This window comes from Actinobacillus equuli, from assembly GCF_900636745.1.
Classification (GTDB): Bacteria; Pseudomonadota; Gammaproteobacteria; order Enterobacterales; family Pasteurellaceae; genus Actinobacillus; species Actinobacillus equuli.
In genome coordinates this window covers 1,798,819-1,824,947 of sequence record NZ_LR134310.1, presented here as the reverse complement: position 1 = coordinate 1,824,947, position 26,129 = coordinate 1,798,819, and the positions used below count along the sequence as shown (strand labels likewise).

At 39.4% G+C, this 26,129-nt stretch carries 20 protein-coding genes and 1 riboswitch; of the genes, 6 read left to right on the top strand and 14 right to left on the bottom strand.

The genetic code is table 11. The annotated features are described in order from the left end of the window. Positions 1–13: 13 nt before the first annotated feature. The 5 genes from nrfF to EL121_RS08580 all read right to left on the bottom strand — a co-directional run bounded on the left by nrfF (position 14) and on the right by EL121_RS08580 (position 7,460). A complete protein-coding gene (nrfF, locus tag EL121_RS08600) occupies positions 14–406 on the bottom strand; it encodes a heme lyase NrfEFG subunit NrfF (protein WP_039196149.1) in 393 nt (130 codons plus the stop codon). Beyond that, positions 406–939 (bottom strand): redoxin family protein, encoded by a 534-nt coding sequence (locus tag EL121_RS08595; protein WP_039196147.1) that lies wholly within the window; start codon positions 937–939, stop codon positions 406–408. The genes nrfF and EL121_RS08595 overlap by 1 nt, the downstream gene beginning before the upstream one ends. Before the next feature lie 21 nt (positions 940–960). Further along, on the bottom strand, positions 961–2,856 hold the full coding sequence (nrfE, locus tag EL121_RS08590) for a heme lyase NrfEFG subunit NrfE (protein ID WP_039196145.1): 1,896 nt from the start codon (positions 2,854–2,856) through the stop codon (positions 961–963). A gap of 178 nt (positions 2,857–3,034) precedes the next feature. Continuing rightward, on the bottom strand, positions 3,035–4,897 hold the full coding sequence (locus EL121_RS08585) for a monovalent cation:proton antiporter-2 (CPA2) family protein (RefSeq protein ID WP_039196143.1): 1,863 nt from the start codon (positions 4,895–4,897) through the stop codon (positions 3,035–3,037). Between the two features lie 49 nt (positions 4,898–4,946). Then, positions 4,947–7,460: a class I adenylate cyclase gene (locus EL121_RS08580; protein WP_039196141.1), complete on the bottom strand. Its 2,514-nt coding sequence runs from the start codon at positions 7,458–7,460 to the stop codon at positions 4,947–4,949. Positions 7,461–7,715: 255 nt separating this feature from the next. Here EL121_RS08580 and fabB point away from each other — a divergent pair, with 255 nt between their 5' ends. Then, on the top strand, positions 7,716–8,933 hold the full coding sequence (gene fabB / locus EL121_RS08575) for a beta-ketoacyl-ACP synthase I (RefSeq protein WP_039196139.1): 1,218 nt from the start codon (positions 7,716–7,718) through the stop codon (positions 8,931–8,933). Positions 8,934–9,000: 67 nt separating this feature from the next. On the opposite strand, the gene EL121_RS08570 is transcribed toward fabB, so the two are convergent. Both EL121_RS08570 and EL121_RS08565 read right to left on the bottom strand, forming a co-directional pair. Beyond that, positions 9,001–10,338, bottom strand: coding sequence for a GmrSD restriction endonuclease domain-containing protein (locus EL121_RS08570; protein ID WP_039196137.1), 1,338 nt, complete (start codon positions 10,336–10,338; stop codon positions 9,001–9,003). A gap of 230 nt (positions 10,339–10,568) precedes the next feature. Continuing rightward, complete coding sequence (locus tag EL121_RS08565) at positions 10,569–11,894, bottom strand: MFS transporter (protein ID WP_039196135.1); 1,326 nt, start codon at positions 11,892–11,894, stop codon at positions 10,569–10,571. Positions 11,895–12,212: 318 nt separating this feature from the next. Between EL121_RS08565 and EL121_RS08560 the strand changes: the two genes are divergently transcribed. Next, entirely contained in the window at positions 12,213–13,490 is a 1,278-nt protein-coding gene (locus tag EL121_RS08560) for an NRAMP family divalent metal transporter (RefSeq protein WP_039196133.1), read from the top strand. A gap of 88 nt (positions 13,491–13,578) precedes the next feature. Here the strand turns inward: EL121_RS08560 and rnt are convergent, their stop codons facing one another. Both rnt and gloA read right to left on the bottom strand, forming a co-directional pair. Then, entirely contained in the window at positions 13,579–14,235 is a 657-nt protein-coding gene (gene rnt, locus EL121_RS08555) for a ribonuclease T (protein ID WP_039196131.1), read from the bottom strand. 134 nt (positions 14,236–14,369) lie between these two features. Next, positions 14,370–14,777, bottom strand: a complete 408-nt coding sequence (gene gloA, locus EL121_RS08550; RefSeq protein WP_039196129.1) for a lactoylglutathione lyase — start codon at positions 14,775–14,777, stop codon at positions 14,370–14,372. A 97-nt stretch (positions 14,778–14,874) separates the two neighbouring features. Between gloA and EL121_RS08545 the strand changes: the two genes are divergently transcribed. The 3 genes from EL121_RS08545 to EL121_RS08535 are packed head-to-tail and all read left to right on the top strand — an operon-like array spanning position 14,875 to position 18,646. Further along, on the top strand, positions 14,875–15,699 hold the full coding sequence (locus EL121_RS08545) for a hypothetical protein (RefSeq protein WP_014991016.1): 825 nt from the start codon (positions 14,875–14,877) through the stop codon (positions 15,697–15,699). Beyond that, positions 15,699–18,428, top strand: coding sequence for a YdbH family protein (locus tag EL121_RS08540; RefSeq protein WP_039196126.1), 2,730 nt, complete (start codon positions 15,699–15,701; stop codon positions 18,426–18,428). Before EL121_RS08545 ends, EL121_RS08540 begins: the two co-directional genes overlap by 1 nt. Then, positions 18,425–18,646, top strand: coding sequence for a YnbE family lipoprotein (locus EL121_RS08535; protein WP_014991014.1), 222 nt, complete (start codon positions 18,425–18,427; stop codon positions 18,644–18,646). Before EL121_RS08540 ends, EL121_RS08535 begins: the two co-directional genes overlap by 4 nt. Positions 18,647–18,687: 41 nt before the next feature. Here EL121_RS08535 and folK read toward each other — a convergent pair whose 3' ends face one another. The 4 genes from folK to thiB form a co-directional block, all read right to left on the bottom strand. Beyond that, a complete protein-coding gene (folK, locus tag EL121_RS08530; protein ID WP_039196124.1) occupies positions 18,688–19,158 on the bottom strand; it encodes a 2-amino-4-hydroxy-6-hydroxymethyldihydropteridine diphosphokinase in 471 nt (156 codons plus the stop codon). Between the two features lie 69 nt (positions 19,159–19,227). Then, positions 19,228–20,760 carry a polynucleotide adenylyltransferase PcnB gene (gene pcnB / locus EL121_RS08525; RefSeq protein WP_039196122.1) on the bottom strand — a complete coding sequence of 511 codons (1,533 nt, stop codon included), beginning with the start codon at positions 20,758–20,760 and terminating at the stop codon, positions 19,228–19,230. A 131-nt stretch (positions 20,761–20,891) separates the two neighbouring features. Continuing rightward, the gene (gene dksA / locus EL121_RS08520; RefSeq protein ID WP_005624430.1) at positions 20,892–21,341 is read right to left on the bottom strand and encodes an RNA polymerase-binding protein DksA; all 450 of its coding nucleotides are present in this window, start codon (positions 21,339–21,341) and stop codon (positions 20,892–20,894) included. A gap of 210 nt (positions 21,342–21,551) precedes the next feature. Next, entirely contained in the window at positions 21,552–22,511 is a 960-nt protein-coding gene (thiB, locus tag EL121_RS08515) for a thiamine ABC transporter substrate binding subunit (RefSeq protein ID WP_039196121.1), read from the bottom strand. Between the two features lie 70 nt (positions 22,512–22,581). Next, positions 22,582–22,674: riboswitch (TPP riboswitch) on the bottom strand. 281 nt (positions 22,675–22,955) lie between these two features. Here thiB and EL121_RS08510 point away from each other — a divergent pair. After that, positions 22,956–23,942 (top strand): amidohydrolase family protein, encoded by a 987-nt coding sequence (locus EL121_RS08510; RefSeq protein ID WP_039196118.1) that lies wholly within the window; start codon positions 22,956–22,958, stop codon positions 23,940–23,942. Between the two features lie 103 nt (positions 23,943–24,045). Here the strand turns inward: EL121_RS08510 and EL121_RS08505 are convergent, their stop codons facing one another. Beyond that, on the bottom strand, positions 24,046–25,428 hold the full coding sequence (locus EL121_RS08505) for a YadA C-terminal domain-containing protein (protein WP_052190371.1): 1,383 nt from the start codon (positions 25,426–25,428) through the stop codon (positions 24,046–24,048). Positions 25,429–26,129 lie beyond the last annotated feature (701 nt).

Here is a 26,129-nt window from a genome sequence, read left to right as displayed (position 1 = left end):
TAAATATGACTTACTATTTCTTTTTCGTGCGCCAAACAATTAAGCTTAATAAAATTAAACATAATCCGAACGGCATTCCCCATAACACCCAAGTTTGAGCATTAACCGGCGGATCGTAATTCACAAAATGCCCGAAGCGATTGGTCATAATTTGAATAATTTCTTCATCGCTTTTACCTTGATTGACCATTTCATAAACTTCCAAACGTAGTTTATAAGCGGTAGTGGCATTTGATTCCACCAGGTTTTGATTTTGACATTGCGGGCAGCGCAGCGATTTTGCTAACGCCACCGCTCTTACTCGGTCTGACTCTCGCTGAAATTGAAAGGTATCAACCATTTCCGCTTGTGCAATACCACTCAATACAAGCGGTAAAAAAAGCCAAATTTTTTGCAAAAGTTTCATTAAGGTTCCTTACGTAATGCTTCTAAACGAGGAAGAAAATCTTTTTCGAAATCCGGGTTATAGCCTTTTTGCTGATAACGCACGATCCCATGCTTATCAATTAAATAACTTGAAGGCGCAGAAGAGACTTTTAGCGTTTGAATTAAAAAGCTACGTTCATAATCATCAATAATCAAATTAAACGGGTTTCCCCAACGATTTAATGCCGCTCTCGCCGCATTCGGTTCATCGGTGTAAGTTAAACCGACAATCGGAACACCCTGCTCTTTAAGCTTTAATAAAATCGGAAATTCTTTAATACACCAAGTACACCAGCTTGCCCACACATTCAGAATATAAGGCTCTTTCGGTAAGCTGTTATTATTTAAACGTGCGTGCGGATCTAACAAATTCTTGCCGACAAATTCAGGAAACGGTTTATCTCGCCAATCTTCGGTTGGCGCTAATGCGTCTTTATTCATTAACGGCACGGTAAGGAACGCCACTAAAGCAACCAATAATAATAAAGGCAAAAATAAAAAGGCTTTTTTCATCTTATTCATCCATCATAAAATTTATTTACGGCGATAACCAAACAGCGCTAAAATTGAGGCGATAACCATCATAATACCGCCAAGCCATAATGCTCTGACATAAGGCTTATAATGTAAGCGGAACGCATATTCTAAGTTACCGAATTTATCGCCCATTACGATATACACGTCATCTAAGCCATGATGATACAAACCGACTTCCGCCATTGTCATAGTTCTCACATCATAATAACGGCGCTCTGGCGCAACTAACGCTAATTCTTCTCCCGCTTTAGCAATACTAAAAATCGCTTGTTCCGCTGTATAGTTGGCTCCGATAACATCACGATAGCCTTCATATCGGAAAGTAAAACCAGCTAAATTCGCTTGTTGATCCGGCTTGAGGCGCACACCAATCTCATCGCCATAATAACTATTCATCATCGCGCCAATCACACAAATGGCAAAACCGATATGCGCTAAACGCATTGCAAGCGGTCGAATTTGCCACATATATTGCAAATAAGGAATATGGGTCAAAATGATCCACATAGCTAACGTCACAAACAATAAAGGTAATAGCTCGAATTGATATAGCTGCGTTTGCGCAATCGTATGTTGAATCAACCCGACCGCAAATCCTAATGCAATCGGCAACAAAGCCAGTTTTAATAAAATCGTTTTTAATGGAATCTGCTTCCAACGCAATATCACCGCCAGCCCCATCGCTAACATAAGAAACACGGCTAACGGCGCAAATATGCTATTGAAATAAGGCGCACCGACTGAAATTGAACCCCAGCTCATTGCAGTAAAAATCATCGGATAAAACGTACCGAGTACCACGGCGCAAGTGGCGATCGTCAACAATCCGTTCAATAACAGAAAGCCGGTTTCTTTTGAGAACAAGCGAAAACGCACTTCGCCTTGCCATAAATTTACGCGGAAAGCGAATAGCGCTAATGCAATAAAACTTAAACTGAAAAATAGAATCAGTAATGCCATCCCCCGATCCGGGTCAACTGCAAAAGCATGTACTGAGGTTAAGACGCCTGAACGAACAATAAAAGTCCCAAGCAGACTCAATGCGAAAGCAAAAATGGCCAATAAAATCGTCCAATAGCTAAAAATACCTCTTTGCTCGCTCACAATCAGAGAATGAATTAATGCCGTACCTAATAACCATGGCATTAATGAAGCGTTTTCGACCGGATCCCAGAACCACCAGCCGCCCCAGCCCAGCTCATAATAAGCCCACCAAGCACCTAAAATAATACCGGCGGTTAAAAATCCCCATGAAATCATTGCCCATGGGCGAATCCAACGTGTAGTTGCCGCATCTAATACACCAGAAAGTAAGCTCGCCACAATCATCGCAAAACTTACCGCAAAACCGACATAGCCTAAATAAAGTAACGGCGGATGAAAGATTAACCCGACATCTTGTAACATCGGGTTTAGATCTCGTCCTTCCGGTGGCGGTGGAAAACTACGTTCAAACGGATTGGAAACTAATAAGATAAACAGCATAAAGCCAAGGCTGATCAGCCCTAGCATCGCTTGGGTGCGGTAGTTAAACAAGCGGTCGGATTTATCGGAAAAAATGCAAAACACGCTGGTCCAAAGAGTTAATGCGGTGAGCCAAAATAGCATTGAGCCTTCATGTCCGCCCCAAGTCGCTGCAAATTTAAAGAAGTCCGGTAATTGACTATTGGAATGCTGTGCAACATAAATGACAGAAAAATCATCGCTCAGAAATGCGTGCGCCAAGGCCCCGAACGAGACTGTACAACATAGCGCCTGTACTCCGCTAAATAACGGATTCAAGCTCAGTAATTGCGGACGTTTAAATAGTTCGCCCCACAGCGACAAGCCCACTTGAAAAACGGCTACGACTGTAGCCAAAATCAATGCAAAATAACCCAACTCAGGGAGCATAAATAAACCTTATCTAACTCTATAAAGACAAACGAACGCTAACCGAAATACATGTTTTTCATAGCTATGTCATCATAAAGAGTTGTTAGCATGATGTAAACGAAAAGGGCGATAACTCGCCCTTTGTTGTAAAAAGATTTGATCTAATCCGAATTTTATCGCTTCGATAAATTAGCCGTTATTTATTTTCATTATTCGCAGTCTGCTCGCTCTCGTCCTCTGCCAAAATTTCTGCAGCAGATTCATTCAGTGCTTCCGCTTCTTGTTGCGGTTTCACAAACGGTTTCGGCGTAAAGTATTTGCGTACAATTTCAACCGAAGAACCATAAATCAGCTCTTCTTTAAAACGTTCCTTATCCAAGGATCTCACGCTCTCAATCACACTGTCGGCTTCAATATCATCAATGCCCAATTTCATCATTGCCGCTTTACTTAGCACTAAAGCCGATTCAAACGTCTCACGAATTTGGAAATCAACATGTCGCTTGGTTAATTCAATCGCACTATGACGATCATAGGTTCTAGCCAAAATCGGCGTTAATGGAAACTCTTGTTTAATTTGTTCAACAATTAATGCACTTCGTTCCGGATTATTAATGCCTAATACCACACAGTCCACTTTAGCCAAACCGCTGGCTCGTAATACATCTAAGCGAGTGCCGTCCCCATAATACACTTTAAAACCGAAACTTGCCGCCGCACGAATACGATCAGTGCTGGAATCAATCACCGTTACCGTAATGCCTCTCGCTAATAAAGTTTGACATACGATTTGGCTAAATCGTCCAAAGCCAATCACCAATACGTTATTTTCCAGATCTTCGGCAATCTCGATATCCGTCATATTCGGTGCTTCTTGGGCGGATTTTCGCATCATTACACGTTGTACAAACAGCACAACCAACGGAGAAATCAACATTGAAACAATCACTGCCGCCGTAAACGTTGCTTGCTGATCTTGATTAAATAAACCGATTGCTGCCGCTGCCGAAAATAATACGAATGCAAATTCACCACCGTGCGCCATAATCGACATTCGCATCATTGATTCTCTATGGCTTAAACGTGTTAAACGGGCGATCACATACACAACCAAAGCTTTACCCAACACACATATCGCCACAATACTTAGTAACCATACCAAATCATTAAAAACAAAATTTAAATCGAGAGACATGCCCACGCCCATAAAGAATAAACCGAGCAATAAGCCTCGAAACGGCTCAATATCCGCTTCTAATTGGTGGCGGAACGCCGATTCCGATAAAATTACACCGGCAACAAACGCGCCCATCGCCATCGAAAGCCCACTCGCTTCCATCAACCAAGCTGCGCCTAACACTACCAGCAATGCGGCTGCGGTCATCATCTCACGTACTTTAGCTTTCGAAATCATTCTAAACAGCGGATTCATCACCCATTTACTGCCCACCACCAAAATGATAATACCGACAATTGCAATCCCAATCGAAGTAAAATTAAATGTCGGTTCTGCCTCCGCTTCCGGTGAAAGGAAAGCAATCGAAGCCAGCAACGGCACAATTGCCAAGTCTTCGAACAATAGTGTAGAAACAATGCGCTGCCCTTTTAAGGTGCTGGCAATCCCTTTATCTTCTAACACTTGCATCACAATAGCAGTGGAAGACAGCGCAAAGCCTGCACCGGCAATAAATGCCACCTCTGGTTTAAGCCCCAGAATATGAATGCCGGCGAAAGTAAGTAACGTCCCACAAGTTGCGACCTGCAAAAAGCCTCGTCCAAAAATAGCTTTGCGCATACTCCACAGCAACTCCGGATGCATTTCCAAACCGATAATGAATAGGAACATGACCACACCAAGTTCGGCTAAATGTACAACTGCTTGAGGATCTTGGAATAAACCGAGTACGGACGGGCCAATAAGACAGCCGGCGACTAAATAACCTAATACGCTGCCTAAACCGATACGTTTAAATAATGGAACAATCGTAATACTGGTTGCCAATAAAACAACGATTTTCGCCAATTCGGGATTGGCAAGATGGGAAATACCTTCGGACATAATGATGTTGTGTATAAATTTAAAATTATAATGTAAAAAATGAGCCAATTTAGACCGCTTGTAACTGCGCTAAATAGTCTCTGTGTTGTTTGCTTTGGAACGGCACAATTTGCATTTCACCGTTAACCCGAATAAGTTGATAAAACTGAGGGAAATTAAAACTGCTGGTCTCTAATGCAGTATTGTCTTCCACGGAATGTAACCGATTAATTTCTTTCACTTTTTCTTCTTTCGAGCCAAAACAGTAGTAATAAGCTTCTAACATATTCTTTTCATCTAAAATATAAACGTTGAAGCTCTCGTCCGGATTGTCTTCAAAAAAGAACTGTAAGAACCCTTCACTCGCAAATTCATCAATTTCACGCGGGAACGTCAAACCATTACTTTCTGGATTTAATGCGCTATTTGCAAAATTTTGGGTAAAATCAACCGCTTGATCCTCTATCTGCTGGATCGCAACCTTTTGTTTTCCAAAAATAAATTGCCACGTTTTGCCTGCAACTTTCAACGTATTCAACGAGTGTCGATGTGAAATCGTGCCGGTTTGAATCGTAATACAACGGTGTACAAGATCAGCAATAAACTCACGCAACTCACTTCTAAAACGACGACTATAGCAAAATACATTAACCGATTGCGGTGGTGCCGAACCTCGATAGATCTTATTCGAAATCAGTTTTAACGCTTTTAAGATCGCATCATCCCCTTCAAAGTGCAACGTGCGAATTTCGTTCCACATATTACGATAAATAATACTGACGCTACCGACCAAATTCTCTTGCGAAGAACCGAAATTGAACAAATCGCTCGGCTGTACGCTACGGCGCATATCCGCCAGTTTTTGGGTCGGGTCATTCACCAAATTCACCGCCAAAATTAAGCTACGAATCTCATTCGGGTGCAGCATATCCTGCTCGCTGAGCATTGGCGCCGTCACCGGAAAAGAGAGTCTTAAATCCGTAATAAATTGGCGTAATTTCGGTAAATCTAAGCTACGACTAATTAAGTGTAGCTGAGTGCTTGAAGTAACCACCCCATTAAAATAGCCCCAAGCCACCACTTTGATCAGATTCTTCGCATGGTGCACATAACGTAATTCCGAATTGTACGGGCTTCTTGGTGCTTGATTAATTAAATACCAACCGGACTGCAATGTAGAACCTTCTCTCGCCTCAATAAAGGTTACGGCACTTTCCGATAAATTTTTGGCAATATGCGGATTAATCAGCTGTATTTTACCCGGCAAGACTTCAAACACCGAATACAGTTTACGCATTAAGGTGTCAATATCATTAGTTAAAATGCTCGGATCGATATGAAACTTGCGGGCAAAATGAATTAAATTACGATAACTCTGCAGCAACAAATCGACAATAATTTGTTGATGGCTAATCGCTTGTTTAATTTTCCAACTCTCTCGGTTATCAAGTAATTTAATTTCGTTCACATTCCATTGCCAGCCGTGTACCAGCTCCAACAACGCTTGCTTACGCCAAGAATCGGACTTATCTCCTTCATTCGCTTTCATATAAAAGCACATTCTGACATGCCCTAAACGCACGAATTCTTTACGATTGGTTAAATAAACCGTGACTTGCTCCAGCATGGCTAAATAAGGGTCAAAATGATATTTTTCCGGCGTTTGATTAAGCAACTTCTGCTTGAATACTTTTGAGATTAAAGCCGTTTCCGGATAAGTCTCGGCATAACTTTCCAATAGTAAAATTTTAAGTGCCGATTTATATGGGCAATCAATCCCTTTATATAATTGCCATAAACTCGCACCGAAAAATTCTGCGGTCGAAAGCGAAGAAAAATCGCCGAAATCAATCCATTCACTTTGATCAAAATCCGCTAATCCCATACATTTTTGGTATTGCTTATCGCTTAAGTGGAGCCATAACAAACGCTTACCGGATAAACGAATTGCCGAACGATAAAACTCATCCAACAAGAAGAAATGTTGTGCAGAACCACTATGCTCCGTATTTACATCATTACTGGTTAAATTCGCTTTAAAATGGTTAGGGTTCATTAAATAAAAATTGAGTTCCACCTCAAAGTGCTTTGCCCAATGTTTTATTTTAGTCAGTTTTTGTTCGATCAATTGGTATTCCACCGCGCTCAAGCGATCAGAATAACAAAGCCACAAGTCTAAATCAGATAGACTTGTTTGAGTAATGCTCCCAGTACTCCCCATTGAATATAAAGCATCAAATGCAGGATTCTGTGAAAAACATTCAATCGTCTCAGCACTCAGATTAACACTGGCTAAATACCGATTTTGAAAATCCGATAGCTGAAATTGCGCAATACCGCTCGGCGCATTTTTTACATAAGCGGGCAATTCAGGGCAATTGGCATGAATTAAGAGGGGTAATAAAGAAAAAACGTACTGAAACTGCGGGTTGTTCGCAGCTAAAGCACGTTTAATTCGAAAATCATTTAAGGCATCAATACGAGGAATAGACCAACTTAATTGGTTAGCGATTGAAGAAAAAGTATCCGACACACCAGACAATGGCTGATGTAAGTAAGCCGTCGATAGCTCCAACTCTTCCACGTTAAATCCCTTGTTATAAAAAATGTGATCAATTTAACATTTTGCTCAAAAAAGTAAAGTCAGTCGCCTTGTTACTTTTGACATCTCGCAAAAATTTGCAAAAAACAGCTCGGATCAGACCGCTATCTTTCGCGAAAAGAGTTCAGACCAGTCCTAAAATCATGTAAAATACATAAGTTTTAGTAGCTTACTTTAGCGAACAAGTGTAAGCTGAACCTAATATCTTACGAAATCAATTATGATGAAGGAAACAAAATGAAAAGAGTCGTTATCACTGGTTTAGGCGTTATTTCTAGTATCGGTAACAATAAAGAAGAAGTTTTAGCCTCATTAAAAGAAGGTAAATCCGGCATTGAATTCGTTCCTGAATTTGCTGAAGTAGGCATGCGTAGCCAAGTTGCCGGAACAATCAAATTAAACCCGGCAGAATTAATTGACCGTAAAATTTACCGTTTTATGGGTGATGCTGCTGCTTACGCTTATCTTTCAATGAAAGAAGCTATCGAAGATTCAGGTTTAACTGAAGATCAGGTATCAAACGATCGTACCGGTTTAGTAATCGGTGCGGGTACCGGCTCAGCGCATAGCCAATTAGTAGCTTGTGATGCGGTACGTGGCCCGCGTGGCGTGAAAGCGGTTGGTCCTTATGCGGTAACTAAAACGATGGCATCAAGCGTATCGGCATGTTTAGCAACACCATACAAAATCCGTGGTGTTAACTATTCAATCAGTTCTGCGTGTGCAACTTCAGCTCACTGTATCGGTCATGCAATGGAATTAATCCAATTAGGTAAACAAGACGTTGTGTTTGCCGGTGGTGCGGAAGAACTTTCTTGGGAATGTGCAACCGAATTCGATGCGATGGGTGCGGTGTCAACCAAATATAACGATAACCCGACTAAAGCAAGCCGTGCTTACGACGCAAACCGTGACGGTTTCGTTATCGCAGGTGGTGGTGCGGTTGTTGTCGTTGAAGAATTAGAACACGCACTTGCTCGTGGCGCAAAAATCTACGCTGAAATCGTAGGTTACGGTGCGACTTCTGACGGTTATGATATGGTTGCGCCAAGCGGTGAAGGTGCGGAACGTTGTATGAAACAAGCGTTAGCAACCGTAAACGGCGAAGTGGAATACATTAACGTACACGGTACTTCTACACCGGTTGGTGATGTGAAAGAGTTAGGTGCAATTAAAAACGTATTCGGTGATAAAAAACCTGCGATTTCATCAACAAAATCAATGACTGGTCACTCTTTAGGTGCAGCGGGCGCACACGAAGCAATCTACTCATTATTAATGTTAGATAACGGTTTTATCGCACCAAGTATTAACATCGAAACATTAGACGAACAAGCAGAAGGCTTAAATATCGTAACAGAGCGTCAAGACAAAGCGTTAACAACCGTAATGTCTAACAGCTTCGGTTTTGGTGGTACGAATGCTTGCTTAGTATTCCAAAAATACAACGGCTAAGTTAATATAACTAAAGTGTAATAGTATAAAAGCTGTCTGAAACTCAGACAGCTTTTTGTTGTACTTTTTACTCTTTACGCATCCGTGCATTATTACAATAACGATGAGTTAAACGAGCATTTTCAGGAATAGTCCTTCCTCCTTGCCAATATTGCTGAATATGATCAATGGCAGCATCATCAATATGGTGAATACGATTATTACAAATATTACATGTTGGATCTTTTTCCATCATTTCTTCTTTTAACGCTAAAGAGAAACAACGAGGTTCTTTCTCTTGACTATCAGATTCTACAATTTTACTTACTGTATCATGCCACACTTTGAAACGACGTCTAATTGCCTTCTTCGAACTAGTAGAAATAGTAATTGATTCTATAAACTCTCTATCACTTGCCATTAAATCAATCAATGCTTCACGAATCTCATCAGAATGGCGCATAACTTTATTTTTATCTAAGTCAGCAAATACCCACATAACAATATCGTAGAGCGATCTATTTAACGCTTGGCTATCCCAATCTCCTGAATATTTTTCTGTTGATATACCTCCAGTAAAACGTTTAAATGCTTTATCACTAAAAACTGATTTACTTAGCGAGCAAGCTTGTTTAAATTTATCTTTAAGCTCTTGAATCTCTTCATCTACTAAGTGAGTATTATTTCTCGCTGTTAAATTTAAGAAATTTTTCATCGATGGGGTATATTTCAAATAAGTCTGTTTGTAAAAAGCACAAAAACGAAGTACTAATTCAATATCTGCCATACGATTATGAGGCTGTTTAAATCCTGTAATATCTCTAAAATCAGGATAATCAGCCATTTCTTTTAGCGCCTGATTAAATTTCCCTCGATAAATACAATTACGCAACTCTTGATCATTTAACTGTACTGATCCTGTATTTAAGCGTTCAAAAATTTCAAACTTTAGATTTTCATCTGATTCTTTTTTAAATTTAATTACTCGAATTGAATAACTTTCAACTTTATCTTGCTGTTCTTCTGATAAATCAGCAAATGTTTTTCCATTTAACTCTGTTAAAACATTTAAACCTTTCAAAGTGAATTCATTTCCATTAGGAAAACTACCCGAAATGAACGAAAAGAAAGATGTTAAACGCTGTTGACCATCAATAACACATTCTTTTCCATCTTTGTCTTCAGATAAATAAATAACAGGTAACGGTACATCAAGTAAGGCTGATTCAATAAGTTTACTCGCTTGCTTCGCATCCCAGACATAATAACGTTGAAATTCTGGTTGCAGTAATAGTCTCCCTTTATCTTTCTTATCTTTTAAAGACTTAATTTCACGATCACTTAGGTCAGTAAAAATTTGTCGATTATTTAGTATAGGTAATGATTGTTCATCATCGATTTCCTCAACCCAATTTGTTTCATCCATAGATATCCCCTATTAAAAATATAGTTACATAACAAATACTTAACTTATTTTATAGTCAAAGATTCAGCTACTAGTAAGATAAACATCTAATGACTAAAGACTGATTGACTAATCCCTTCTGAGACTTTTATAGCATTTAAAAAATGCAGTATATTATAGAGTAGGATTAAAAATAAGGTCTATAACAAAAAAGGCTCCATATCGGAGCCTTTTTACCACCTTAAATCAATTTACGCTTTGGTTAAATCTAGGTCTTTGGTTTCTTTTGACATAAATAATGCAATTAAGGTTAAGACTGCGTTTGCCGCAAGGTAGATCCCTACCCCTAAAATTCCGTAGGCTGCGTTGATTTTAATGGCAAATGTCGCTGCGACGGTTGCGCCAACAATTGAAGCGAAGTTATAAGCGAGTGATGCACCTGAATAACGAACTTCGGTTGGGAACAGCTCCGGCAATAATGCCGCCATTGGGCCGAAAGTGAATCCCATCAACGCCATACCTACAACAAGGAAAGCAAATACGGAATACGGTGTACCGTTTGAAAGGAATAACGGCATTGCTAAACCGAAAATGCCCATCGCAAAAGTGACCCATAACAGAAACTTACGGCGGCCGACTTTATCGGCTAAAAGACCTGAAATACTGGTAAACGCACCAAAAACGATCGCACTTAATAGTAATAAACCAGTAAAGGTATTCGGCTCAATACCGAGTCCCATAGGATGGCCAGCATCAGAAAGTTTTGCTGGTGTTCTTGAATAAACTTGTGCAAAGGCGGTCATAATGTAGAACAACACATAAGTTGCCGTCATAATGAAAGTCCCTAACATTAGCGGTTTCATATGGTGTTTAAACACGGCGCTTACCGGCGCTTTTTGGGTTTTACCTTTTTCTTCCGCTTCACGAAATACGTGGCTTTCATGTAAGGTTAAACGCACCCATAATCCCACCATAACTAACACGACTGATGAAATAAACGGAATACGCCATGCCCATTCAACAAGCCCTTCTTTACCCCAAATATAACTGACAAGGAAGAACGCTCCGTTTGCTAAAAATAAACCGATTGGCGCACCTAATTGTGGGAAAGTACCGTACCAAGCACGTTTGCCGTCCGGCGCATTTTCGGTTGCTACTAATGCCGCCCCCCCCCATTCGCCGCCAAGACCTAAACCTTGTCCGACACGACATAAACAAAGTAACACGGTTGCCCAAATGCCGATATCTGCATACGTCGGTAATAGACCGATACAAACGGTTGAACCGCCCATTAATAGCAATGAAGCGACTAACGTCTTCTTACGACCGATTTTGTCACCAAAGTGGCCAAAAAGCGCCGAGCCGATAGGACGAGCGAAAAAAGCGAGTGCTAAAGTGGAAAGAGAAAGTAACTCATCCGAAACCGGATCGCCGCTTTTGAAAAATTGCGTATTAAAAACTAATACCGCAGCAGCGGCATAAATATAGTAGTCAAAGAATTCGATTGCCGTTCCCACCATAGAAGCAATCGCAACTTTTTTAGGATCATTCCTTAAATTTTGTGCTGTGTTAGACATAAATATAAATCTCATTTAATTGTTATAAAACGGCAAGAATCCTAACAGTTTCAATATACTAGAGCAATAACTCAGCAACCGATTAAAATTAACTAAAATTTATAAAAAACTAGTAAACCAATAAAATTCAGCATAATCCACTAATTCCATATCAAGCTTATATAATTATGCTTTAGCCAGCGCATTTCGGCTTACAAAATTTTTATCATTTTTTTTACAAAATTAATTAATCATAAAAAAGCGATTGTTTCTCTTAAGAATTTAGGCATACAATGCCTAAAAACGTATTAAATTTTTTACAATAAAAGGAAAGAAAACATGACACAAACACAACAACTAGAACCTGTTTCAAACTGGCAATCAAAACTAAAAGCAATAGGGCCGGGAATTTTAATGGCATCTGCAGCGGTAGGCGGTTCGCATATTGTTGCCTCAACCCAAGCCGGCGCAATTTACGGTTGGCAATTAGCATTAATTATTATTTTAGCGAATTTATTTAAATACCCGTTTTTCCGCTTTGGCGTGCAATATACGTTAAGTTCGAATAAAACCTTATTAGAAGGTTATCAAGAAAAAGGCAAAATCTACTTGTGGATTTTCTTTATCTTAAATGTGATTGCGGCAATGATTAATACGGCGGCAGTAGGTATCGTTACTGCAGCAATTTTAAAATTCTTATTCTCTGCCATTGGTGTACAGTTTGATCTGAGTATTCCGGTTGCCAGTACAATTATTATTGCGGTTACTTGGGGTATTTTATTATTAGGCAAATATCGCTTTTTAGACTCGCTATCTAAATGGATTATGATTGCATTGACCGTTTCCACGGTTACAGCGGTAATTGTGGCAGCCTCAAAAGGCGGTGTACAAGTCGCACCCGATTTTATTGAACCAAGCCCTTGGAATCTAGCTTCACTCGGTTTTATTGTGGCGTTAATGGGCTGGATGCCGGCACCGATTGAGATTTCAGCGATCAATTCAATGTGGGTAGTGGCGAAACGCCGTTTAAATAAAGTGAGCTATGAAGACGGTATTTTTGATTTCAATGTCGGTTTTATCGGTACTGCAATTCTTGCCTTAGTGTTCTTAGCGTTAGGCGCCTTAGTCCAATACGGTTCGGGCGAAACGGTTGAACAGGCGGGTGTGAAATATATTGCACAATTAATTAAAATGTACGCTTTCGCTATCGGTGATTGGTCTAAATTATTGATCGCATTAATTGCTTTTATGTGTATGTTTGGCACAACGATTACCGTAATTGACGGTTATTCACGAGCTAATAATGAAGCGTTACGTTTATTGCTAAACAAAAAAGAAAGTTCTGCAGCGAGTTTAAGCATTTGGATGACAATTACAGCGGCTATCGGGGTACTTATTATTTCGGTATTTATGAGCGATGTCGCTAAAATGCTTTCTTTTGCGATGATCTGTTCATTCGTTTCAACACCGATTTTTGCTGCACTGAATCTCTCGCTGGTATTAAAAGGAGAGCATAAAGTAAAAGGCGGATTATTTTGGTTATCCATTGCAGGTTTAATCTATCTTTCAGCATTCACCTTACTTTTTATCGCTTATGAGTTAGGTATGCTGTCTTAATTTTCAAAGAGAGAAATATACAAGCGGTCTATTTTCCTGACTTTTTTGCAAAAAAATAAGAAAAATAGACCGCTTATTTTTACTCGTATTATGCGTCTGATTCGCTATCACTCACGAGCGGAAAACCACCGAGATCTTTTAAACGATTCACCATTGCGCAGAATAATTCTGTAGTTTTTTCCGTATCATACAAGGCTGAATGCGCCTGTTTACCATCAAACGAAATTTTTGCCATTTGGCAAGCCTTTACTAATACGGTTTGTCCATACATAAAACCGGCAAGTGTTGCAGTATCAAACATTGCAAACGGATGAAACGGATCACGCTTCGCATTGATACGTTTAACCGCCGCTTGTACGAATGCCTGATCAAAGGTAGCGTTATGCGCCACTATCACTGCTCGCTGACACCCCTGCTCTTTCATTGCACGGCGTACCATTTTAAACATTTCGGGAATCGCAATATTTTCCGCTACTGCTCCACGCAATGGGTTATCAATATCAATACCATTAAATTTAAGCGAATCCGGATTGATATTCGCCCCTTCAAACGGCTGAATATGAAAATGGCATTTTTGATCCGGCACTAAATAGCCGTTCTCATCCATTTTTACCGTGATGGCTGCCAGTTCCAACAAAGCGTCTGTTTGTGCATTCAATCCGGCGGTTTCCACATCAATAATTACCGGTAAATAACCACGAAAACGATTTTTTAATAAATTATAGTCTGTTACTTGTTCTGTCATTGTCTATTCATTACAGGTGGTTTTACACCTATTTAAAGAAAAAGCGGTCGGATTTTAAAGAGAATTTGCAAATATCTCTTAAAATTTGACCGCTTGCACTACGAATAGCCGGAGGCTATTTATAGCAAATAAAATTAATTACCTAATGCAGCCTGTGCATTTTTATTTTCAATAAACTCAATTTTATAACCGTCCGGATCTTCGGCAAAAGCAATTACTGTTTTACCACCTAATACCGGGCCCGGCTCACGCGTAATTTTACCGCCTGCCGCACGCACGTTTTCAATCGTTGCATAAATATCGTCAACACCTAATGCAATATGACCGTACGCCGTACCTAATTCATAGCTTTCTACGCCCCAGTTATAAGTTAATTCAATAACCGCACTTTCGCTTTCGTCCGCATAGCCTAAAAATGCTAATGAATATTTATATTCAGGGTTTTCGCTAGTACGAAGTAAGCGCATACCTAATACTTCGGTATAGAATTTAATCGAACGCTCCAAATCGCCTACGCGTAACATGGTATGTAAAATTCGCATAGTTCATTCCTTATTTAAGTTAAAAAACTACATATATTATGGCATAATTTCACGCTAAAATCATTTTTCAATTTTACTTATCTATCAATTTTAAGTTATGTCGCACAATCACGATTCTGAAAAAAAATATGATATTGCCACACACGCACTACTACCAATGGTACTAATGCTGTTTGTACAAATGTTACTTAATCACTATTTTGCACCACAAAATGCGATTTTTATCTCGCCGTATTTACTCGCCTTTTTCGTTGCAAATCTCATTGCATTTTTTGTGTTATGGAAAGGAGAAATTTGCCCGGGGCAAACGGGTAGATTGTTATTCGTACTAAAATTCTTCATCGTATTTGCGCTTGGCAATTTCGTTTATTCAATCGGCTTCACACCAAAACATAATCCGATGGCTCTTGCCGGAGTGGCATCATTGATGCTCGGTATTTTTTATTGGTTATTTAACGCACATGAAAAACCGATGAACACCTTAATTTACTGCGCTTTCGGTATTCTTGCGGTGGGAATGATTCAGTATTTAGCGATTTATTGGGTTGAACTTCCATCTTTATTTAACGGTGTGCGCGCCAATAATTTTGCCCAACTGTTATTCGGTATTTTACTTGCCGGTTGGTATTTGATGTTGGCAAAAAGCCGTCTTGATGTTTTCTTTAAATTATTAGTACAGCTTGCGCTAATCGTTTTAGTACTAAATTATTTATGGAGTGCATTCGTACTGTACCAACAATTGCAAATTATGCCGGATATGTCGTTATTGCCCTATGTAGTTTATTTTCTCGTGCAATTTGTGATTTTCGCTTTACTCGCTTGGTTATTACTCGGCAAAGGCGAAAAACAAATTAAAAACCCACTCGGATGGACATTAGCTACCTTATTAGCGATGTTCTATCCATTTACCAATATGATCTAATGCTAAAACGTAGCTTACTTGTTATCGGTACTTTTGTTGCACTGCTGATTGTCGGCGGTGCGACACTGCTTTCAGGTAAGCAACTTGCTACGGTAACGAATTGGTTACTACCGGACGGCTGGCAAATTCAAACGCCCGCCGGCGGTATTCAAGCTAATTTAGAAAATGCAAATTTAGCGAAATTTTCTCTCACCTATCAAAATTGTCCTTTAATTACAGTCGATAACCTTGCTGTACATTGGCACAACCAGCATAGTATCTCAATCGATAAAGCGATTCTTGATTATCAATGTTTAACTCAATTACCAACCTCGGATGATTCATCATCTACGTTCTCTCTTACGCCAATTCTAGCTTTGCTCCCCGAGGGCGAGGCGGAAATTAAAGCGTTACATTGGAGAAATTTACCTGATGATTTACATCCTCGTTTAGCGCAATTACTAACCACGCCGAGTTACAGCAAATTTGCATTTTTTCAGCAAAAATTGACCGTTTTAATCCGCCAACAAGCGGTCGAATTAACTGCAGAATTTACCAATCAAACGCTTTCCGGCAATTTAAGCTATCAACCGAGCGAACAGGAAAAACACAATTTACTGTTTTCCGCCCACGTGAACCCGAAAGATTTGTTCGCCATTCCATCACAATTTGAAGGCGATTATCACTGGATTCTACCGAAAGAAATCGTCGCAAATGAAGTAATTAGAGAAGGAAGCTCTCTACTCAGTTGGCAAACCGATGAACAAAATCAGTTAGTCGGCGATTGGGCTTTCGCTTCTGAAACTGCCCCGAAAAACCGCTTAAACTTCCCATTCCGTTTTGATTCACAAACCCTTGAAATTAAACAGGGTAAATTCTATTGGGATTGGCTGGAAGATTTTCCGCTGCAAGGCTTTATTAATGCAAAACTCACGCCAAACAGTTTTGCGAATGGTGATTATTATCCGATTAAAACCTACTTACGTTTTAACTTGCTATCGCAAAGTAAAAATGCCGGTAAAGGAAATATTGTATTGGAAAGCCGTGACGGTGAATTACAAGCTGACAGTTTAAATATGCCGTTTCAAATTACCGGTAATGTGAAATATGACGATTTCATTCTGTACAGTTCTTTACCGGTAGCATTTAGCGGTAAATTTGAGCATCTGAGTTTTAAATTTCAGCCAAAATCGCTGTTACGTTTGGTCGGGAAACAACGATTACTGGCAATTCATGAATTACGTTTTCCGCTTGCCGGTATTCAGATTAATAAGCATGGTGTAAATGGTCGCTTACATGCAGTATTCAAAGGTGAAAGCCCTGATTTTAAAAACATCAATCTGCATTTAGACGGTTTTGCCAAAAACTTCAAAATGGGACAATTAGACTTTTTTGAAGACGTTGCGGATAAAAATGCGGTACAAGATTTGTGGCAATGGCGAGTTTGGGGCGATACCAATATCCACACAATAGCCAGCAAACTCAATATTAGCGGACAAGGAAATTGGCACCAAAATTTGGTACAACTCAACAAATTAAGTGGTGAATTAGGCAAAATTCACCAGAAAGGCGTGTATATTCCTAAAACTGAATTACGTTTACTGGAACCAATTAAATTTGCTTATGAAAAATGGCAACTTAACGGCGGACTTCAAATCCAATCGCCTGAAATTAGTTTTGATTACGGCGGGAAAATTCCATCGCCGTCCGCAAAATTACAAGTGAACGGTGAAATTGAAAACTTGAACCTAAAAGGCGAACTGCAAGCAGAACAAATCAAACCGCTTCAATTATTCGCCCGCCGTAAACTGACCAAAACCGCAAGCGAACTGATTGGGCGATTATATTGGAAAGAACAACCGGCAAAAGTGTTCCAACCGTTAATTCCGTTTCGTCAACATTGGCTAATCACCAGCGGCACTGTTCGAGGCGAAACCGCTTTCAGCGCCAGTGCGGAAAAAGGTATTATTGCCGGTGGGCATTTTGCCATTCGTAACGCAGCGCTTTCCATGCCGAACGGTGAAGCAAAAGCAATTGAATTTAACCTGCCCTACCGCTTACAGGACAACGAGTTTGACTTTGGTTTGAAGCAGCCTATCGACTTAAAAATCGGGCAATTGAATATTGGTTTACCGATTGAGAATATTCATGTAAAAGTGTTTGGGCATTATCCTTATAGCCGTAAAAAGCCGTTAATGCTCAAACAGCTTTCAATGAATTTATTAGATGGTGCGTTGAGTGTTGAGCAATTTGCCTTGCCACAAACTCAAATTGCTTATTTAAAGCTGGCAAATATCAATTTCGAACGTATCCTCGAATTGGTGCAATATCAGCAAATTGAGCTCAAAGGCAAAGCCAATGCTACCTTGCCGTTTTGGTTGGAAGGTAAACCTTGTTATGTATGTGACGGCTTACTGACCCAAGCTGTGGAATCGAATTTAAAAATTCAGCCCGAATTAATGAAAGCAATTTCACAAACCAGCGGCTATTCCGAGCGACTATTACTCTATTTACTTAACGATACGAAAATTACCGATTTACGTAGCTTGATTAATGTTGGGCCGAATGGTGAAATGGCGTTAGATGCCAAATTAAAAATGCAGCTTAATCAGCAAGAAAAAGCCAAAATTAACTTTAATTATCATCATAAAGAGAATATCTTTAGCCTTTGGCATATGATCAATTCAGGTTCTTATGTCGAACAGAATCTTGAAAATTCTATTTACCAGCAACTAGATAAAAGAAAATGAGAAAAAGCCTACTTTTTGCAATTTTTTGCCTAAATTTGACCGCTTGTACGCCAAAAGTACAGCTTGAAACGCCGGCGGAAGGGATCACGATTAATATGAATGTGGTGGTTGATCACCGTATTGATGTGAAATTTGATGAAAAGTCTCGTGCCGTATTGCAAACCTCAGATAACAAAGCGGCTAAATCAGAAGCGGTGGTAGCAACACCGGCAGAATAGCTCCCATAAAAAAATGCACGGAACATTCCGTGCATTTATAATTAGAACGTCACCATTTGATGATGTTTAAATTGTTGGTAAATTTCCGCTAATTTTTCACCGCTTGGTAGTACCAAATCAGGGTTAAGATCATACATCGGTACAATTACAAATTCTCGATTTTTCATTTCGATATGCGGTACGGTTAAACGTTCGTTTTGAATCTGTTCATCGCCGTATAAGATAATATCCAAATCCAACGTACGTTCGCCCCAGCGGCGAATTCGTACTCGCCCTTGAGCATTTTCAATACTTTGTAGTTTATCAAGCAATGCTAATGCGGTTAAATCCGTCTCAAATTTTGCCACCGCATTTACATAATCCGGTTGATCTTGCGGCCCGACCGGCTTACTGCCGTAGAATGGACTAATTTCAAAATTAATTGCAAATGTTTTTAAAGATTCGACCGCTTGTTTAACTTGCGCAAGCGGATTATCTAAATTGGAACCTAAAGCGATATAAACCGTTTTCATCATAATGTCCGTTTCTGTCAATCTAGCTAAAAGAAAAGGCACAAGTTCTCACTTGCGCCATACTTCAATTTATTCAGCCGTGGCTTTCTTCGCCGGCTTTTTCTTTCTAAATGTCTTACGACGGCGTTTTTTCTTTTCTTCGCCTGCAAAATTCGGCAAATTTCTGACCGCTTTAAGCATTTCCGCACGTTGTGCGTCATTGCTAAATTGGTATTCATGCCACCACGCTGAAAGCTCAACTAAATCACCGCCTTCAATCTCAGCACGCATCACTAATAAATCAAAACCCGCACGGAATTTTACGTGTTCTAGCGTCTGCTGCGGACGTTTGCCCGAACGCTTAGTCATCTGGAATTGTAACGCCCAAATATCACGAATCACAGATGTATGACGGCGATGTAATGCAATTGCTTTACAGCTTTCGGCTAATATATCATTAGCCGCCAGCATCATCGCATCATGACTATTTAAGCCACCTTCATTTTTCAGCACTTCCATTTTCTCACGTAATGGATACCAAAGAAGGGCTGCAAATAAAAATGCTGGATTCACACGTAAATTATCACGAATACGATCATCGGTTGAATTAAGTGCTTTACTTAACATTCGCTCCGCATTCGAATCATTACGTTCGGTAAAAAACGGCACAAGTACTGGGAATAACTGCTCAAATAGCCCATATTGACGCATTAATTGATAAGTTTTAAAGCCTTGCCCTGATTGCAATAATTTCAATGACTCATCAAATAAACGTGCCGCCGGGATATTCTTCAATAAATGGGCTAATTCACGAATCGGCGCATCGGTCGGTTTATCCAAGAACATATCCAATTTCGCCATAAAGCGAACCGCACGTAACATACGCACAGGATCTTCTTGATAGCGCACAACCGGATCACCGATTAAACGTAATTTACCGGCTTTCAGATCCGCAATACCGTCAAAGAAATCAAAAATCAGGTTATGTTTCGGATCGTAATAGAGCGAGTTAACCGTGAAATCGCGACGCTGTGCGTCTTCACGTAGCGTGCCGTACACATTGTCACGTAACAGCATACCTTCTTCGCTGACTTTTGAGATTTTATCGCTGCTATGATTGCTATGATCCGCTCGGAAAGTCGCCACTTCATAAATATCACGCCCGAATACAATATGTGCCAAACGGAAACGGCGCCCGATTAAACGACATTGACGACCAAAGATTTTTTGAATTTCTTCTGGCTTTGCATTAGTTGCAACGTCAAAATCTTTTGGTTTATGTCCCAACAATAAATCTCGAATACAACCACCGACCACGTAGGCTTCAAAACCGGCACGCTGTAATTTTTCAACGATAGCTAGCGCATTTTTCGGAAAGTCTTTCGGCGTAATATCATAATGGCCGGCATTTACTGTAAATTTTTTGTGTAACAGATAAGAAGGCATATTTGTATTATTTGCCTTCTTGGCTTTTTTAGACGAGTGCGTTTTGTTTTCAATCGCTTTCGAAGCAGAGCGTTTAGTACGTGATTCTGCTGCTTTAGCGTTCTTGCCTTGCTTACGTCCTTCCGATTCAAACTCTACAAGCGGTTGCTTTTTAACGTTTTTTCGACGAGTAAACAACGATTTGATATAGTTAAAAATAATACACCTCTGAAATTAACAATCGATAATAGATAATTAAATCATAATAAAAATAATGGACAATATGAGATTGTCCATTATCAATTTCAATTATCCATTTCTAATTAAGCTTATAAGCCCATTTGCTTTTCACGGATTTCTGCAAGCGTTTTACAGTCAATACACATATCTGCCGTCGGGCGAGCTTCTAAACGACGTAGACCAATTTCTACCCCACAAGTTTCGCAATAGCCGTATTCATCTTCGGCAATGCTATTTAGCGTTTGCTCAATTTTTTTAAGCAATTTACGCTCACGGTCACGATTTCTTAATTCAAGACTGAATTCTTCTTCCTGTGTTGCGCGGTCTGCTGGATCGGCAAAATTTGCAACTTCTTCTTGCATTTGGCTTTTGGTGCGCTCAGCTTCTTCCATAATTTGAACATGCCACGCACGAAGAATTTTACGAAAATGCTCTTTTTGCGCATCGCTCATGTATTCTTCGTCTTTTTTAGGTTGGTAAGGTGTAACGCCTGCTAGAGCTAATAAACCTAATGAAGTGGTACCTGCCACTTGAGCCATAATTTCACTCCTTGTTGGATAGTGTTGCCCCTGTTTAGAATAAATTGATATAAAAAATTTTAGGGGATAATTCAAAAGGGCGTATAAATAACAAATGTAATCCCTTTTGGCAATCAGATTTTGCAAAAATTTTTGTAATTTTTACCGCTTAGCAGACAATAAAAACGGCTAAAGATTCCATTAGCCGTTAAAATAACCTAATTATTTCAATTACCAGCTCTGTTGCCAGCTTGCGATCCATTGTCTCACTGTCTCAGGAGACGGCTGTATAAAAGCTAGTTGTTTATATTCAGGTAACGCTTTAAATGCGGGATCTGCTTCTGTACTTATCACCGGTTTCATCACATTATGATAAGAAATCACATTTTGCGCTTGAGCTTGATGTAAAAATTGCAAAAATTGTTTGGCTAATGCTTTTTGCTTACTCACTTTGGTAATCGCAGCAACTTCCGTTTGAACCAAATGGCCTTCTTCAAATTGCGCAGCGACATACTTGTCAGTTTTTTCATGCCATTGATGATAAAGCGGTGAAGTCGCATAACTTAGTACCAAATCAGACTCGCCTTTTAAAAAGGCACCATAAGTTTCAGACCAGCCTTTACCAACAGTTACCGTATGTTTAGCTAAAGTTTTCCAAGCTTCTTCCGCTTTATCAGCGTACACGCTGTTTACCCAAAATAATAAACCTCGACCAACCGTACTGGTACGAGGGTCTTGATAAATCACTTTTAAATCTTGGCGTTCAACTAATTCTTTTAATGATTTCGGCGGCTGCGCTAATTTCTCCTTGTTATAGATAAAAGCATATTCGCTGTAATCATATGGAAAGAATACTTTATTTTGCCAAGGAAAATCCGCAACGGTTAATTCGTGCTCGGTGAAGAATCCCGATTTTTGCGCTTCTTCCATCGTAAAATTATCAATGCCTAGCATCACGTCCGCCTTGGTTTTTTTACCCTCTAAACGAATTCGATTAAACATCGTAATACCGTCTTCAAAGGGCAAAAATCTCACGTCACATTGACATTGTTTTTCAAATAATTCTTCAAGTTTTGGCGCTGGTCCCCACTTTGAAGTGAAAGAATCATAAGTGTAAACCGTCAAGACAGGTGTTTGCGCTACAGCCTGTGCCGCAAAACAGCAAGCCGATAATGCCAAAAGTTTTTTCATTGTCGTATATTCCTTCTAAAAATAAGCTAGAAGGATTTGAGTAAAACTAGCTACCTTAATATATGGTAAGCATAGCAAACGTCTCAAATCCCTACGCTGATACTAATCAGATCAGGTTCTATGGGTAATTTCTCAGCCTTGTAAAGCACCCCAATGAGAACGAGCGAATTGTAAGGTATGTATAAATATAATGCAAATTCAAAAAGCAAACGTTTGCTTTTTGTTCCTTTAGAAGATATACTACAGCCCTAGTGCCAAGAAAGGAACTAGATAGATTCATATGCTAAATTTTACAACATACTTAAACACTCATTTAGCCAAACATCATTTCATTATGGTGCTTGGCTCTTTTTTTGGCATTTCAATATATTTGTAGATCTCTTATTCGGAGATCTTTTTTTTACCTAAAATTCAGCAAAAATAAGTAGAGAGGAAAAGATTAACATGAGCCAATTAATTCGTACGCTCAAAAGCCATATTCGTGATGAAATCATTAAAAAAGGGGGATGGGTTAATGCCCATGCCCATGCAGACCGCGCATTTACGATGACGCCGGAGAAAATTACCATTTATCAAAATGCCAATCTCCAACAAAAATGGGATTTAGTTGACGAAGTAAAACGTAACTCAACAGTTGATGACTACTACCGCCGTTTTTCACAAGCAATCGAATTAATGATTTCACAAGGGGTTACCGCATTCGGTACTTTTGTGGATATTGACGGTGTATGTGAAGATCGTGCAATTATTGCCGCCCACAAAGCACGTGAAGTGTATAAAAGCGATATTACTTTAAAATTTGCCAACCAAACGTTAAAAGGCGTAATTGAGCCGACTGCGAAAAAATGGTTTGATATCGGTTCTGAAATGGTGGATATGATTGGTGGCTTACCATACCGTGACGAATTGGATTTCGGCAAAGGTTTGGAAGCAATGGATATTTTAATGGATAAAGCTAAATCGCTCGGCAAAATGTTGCACGTACACGTAGACCAATTTAATACGCCGAAAGAAAAAGAAACCGAACAATTATGCGATAAAGCAATCGAACACGGCATGCAAGGTCGAGTGGTGGCAATTCACGGTATTTCTATCGGTGCACACCCGAAAGAATATCGCAAAATGCTATACCAAAAAATGCGAGATTCACAAATGATGGTGATTGCCTGCCCAATGGCGTGGATTGATAGCGGTCGTAAAGAAGATTTACAGCCGTTCCACAATGCGCTTACACCGGCGGACGAATTGATTCCGGAAGGCATTACCGTGGCAATCGGTACTGATAACATCTGTGACTATATGGTGCCGTTATGCGAAGGTGATATGTGGCAAGAACTTAGCTTACTCTCTGCCGGCTGTCGCTTTACCAATTTAGAAGAAATGGCGAATATCGCCTCAATCAACGGTAGAAAAGTATTGGGTTTACTCTAATTTCCGGCTATTCACTCATTTTTATACTGATTGAGTACAAACAAGCGGTCAAATTTGCAAAAAAAAGCGGATACAATGTATCCGCTTTTTTATATTCCCCAAATTAGAATTGGTAACCGTAAGCCGCGCCTGCTAATACATCTTTTTTACCAGATACATTTGATGATGCGCTAAGTTTAAGAATATGTTTACCGTTATTACTTAAACGCGAATAACCTACGGCAATTGCTTGTTGTGCACGATAATTTGCTACAGAGGCTGCAAACATTGATTTACCTGAAACGTGCGGTTGTGGTAATAGCCCTATTGCACCAGCAGTTGCAATCCCTCTATCATAACGTTTTTCCATTGAATCAATACGTTGTTCTAAGTTCTGCACGCGGTTGCCTAGTTTTGCAACATCTTTTTCAACTTTACCAACACGTTGATTAGCAGCATTTGCAATGTTTTGCGCTTGATCTGCTTTATTTTCAATCCCTTTTGCTACTGTTACTGCTTCTGTTGCTTTAGTATTCGCTTCTTTAGCATCTTTCTGTGCTTGCTCTGCTTTGCTTTCAATGCCTTTTGCTACTGTTACTGCTTCTGTCGCTTTGGTTGCCGCATCTTTTGCTGTTGTTTCAGCTTTTTCTGCTTTAGTCTCTGCATTTTGAGCTAATTTTTCAGTATCTGTTAATTTTACATTAGCATCTTTTGCTAGAGCATGAGCCTCTAATGTCATTTTTTCCATATTACTTGCTTTAGCATTCATGTCTTTAGCTAATTTTTCCGTATCCATTACTTTTTTATCCATCGATGTTGCTAGAGCAATTGCTTTTTGAGCGGCTTTGTCAGCATCATTTGCTTTTTGTTCTGCTTGAGTAGCTTTATCATTAGCCTTGCTTGCTAGATCAATAGCAGTTTGAGCATTATGATTTGCTGTCTCTGCTTTGTTATCAGCAATTTTTGCTTTTTGTTCTGCTTGAGTAGCTTTATCATTAGCCTTGCTTGCTAGATCAATAGCAGTTTGAGCATTATGATTTGCTGTCTCTGCTTTGTTATCAGCAATTTTTGCTTTGAGTTCTGCTGTTTTTGCTATCTCTTCGGATTTTCGGGCAAACTCCTCAGCTACTGAAGAGTGGTCAGTTGCATCTGATACTGCAGCAAATGCTTTTTTAGCTAATTCCTCAGCCCCCATCGCTTTACCTATAGCATCATTTGCATCATCCTGTGCATCTTTAGCAATTTGTTCAACCTCTGCCAATTCTTTATTTAAATCTTGTACTTTTTTTTCTACATTATTTACTGTACCTTTGAGCGCTTTTGCTTCAGTTGATGCATCATCAGCAAGCCAGCCTACATAGTCTATTTGCTGTTTTAAGTTTTCTACATCCTTATTAAGTTTTTCTACCTCAGGTTGAGATGCATGCGCTGATACCGCTAACACCGCAGGCGAGAAAGATGAAAGAAGGCATAAAGATGCCAATAATTTACTTGCTTGAGTTTTCATTTGATTAATCTCCTTTTAGGGACCGATCTTAATAGAAAGGTCTTTTTTATTTTATGTAAGTTAAATATTAATATTATTGAAAAATTGTCTCAGAACAGAATATGGAAACATACCTTCAAAACGGTTGTTTCTTTTGAAGACATATTCAGGCATTTTCAAATACATTGATGTAACCAATGGAAATTGCCTCTTCAATGGCGTTATTTACAATAACATACCATCATTGACAATTTTATATACCAAGCACACAAATTGTCAATATATGTAAATCAAAAGAAACAAAGAGTATTTTGGTAAATGAAAAATTTTCGTTCGTGAAAAATATTGCTATCAATTTGTATTGACGGATATATGTAACATAATGTTTTTATTGATGTTTTTCATACTCACATAAAATGAAAAGATAAACCAATCGCAGACTGTATGAGAGATTTATCTAAATGCCGAACCCGTTATAGCTACATCACCGACAAATTGTTAAATCTGGTCCTATGAGTTTTACTCTGGCTAAGTAAAACATATAACTCATAGCTATCCTTGCGGTAAATAGATTAGGGTAATAGTGTAGCGCTATTGCAATATGCCGATAAATTTAGGATGGTTTGCTGACTGCTAGTCACATAGAATGACGTATGAACGAAATTCTCCGCTAGACCATAGAAGGAAGGAAACACAAACATTTATGTCAATTTTGTAAAATC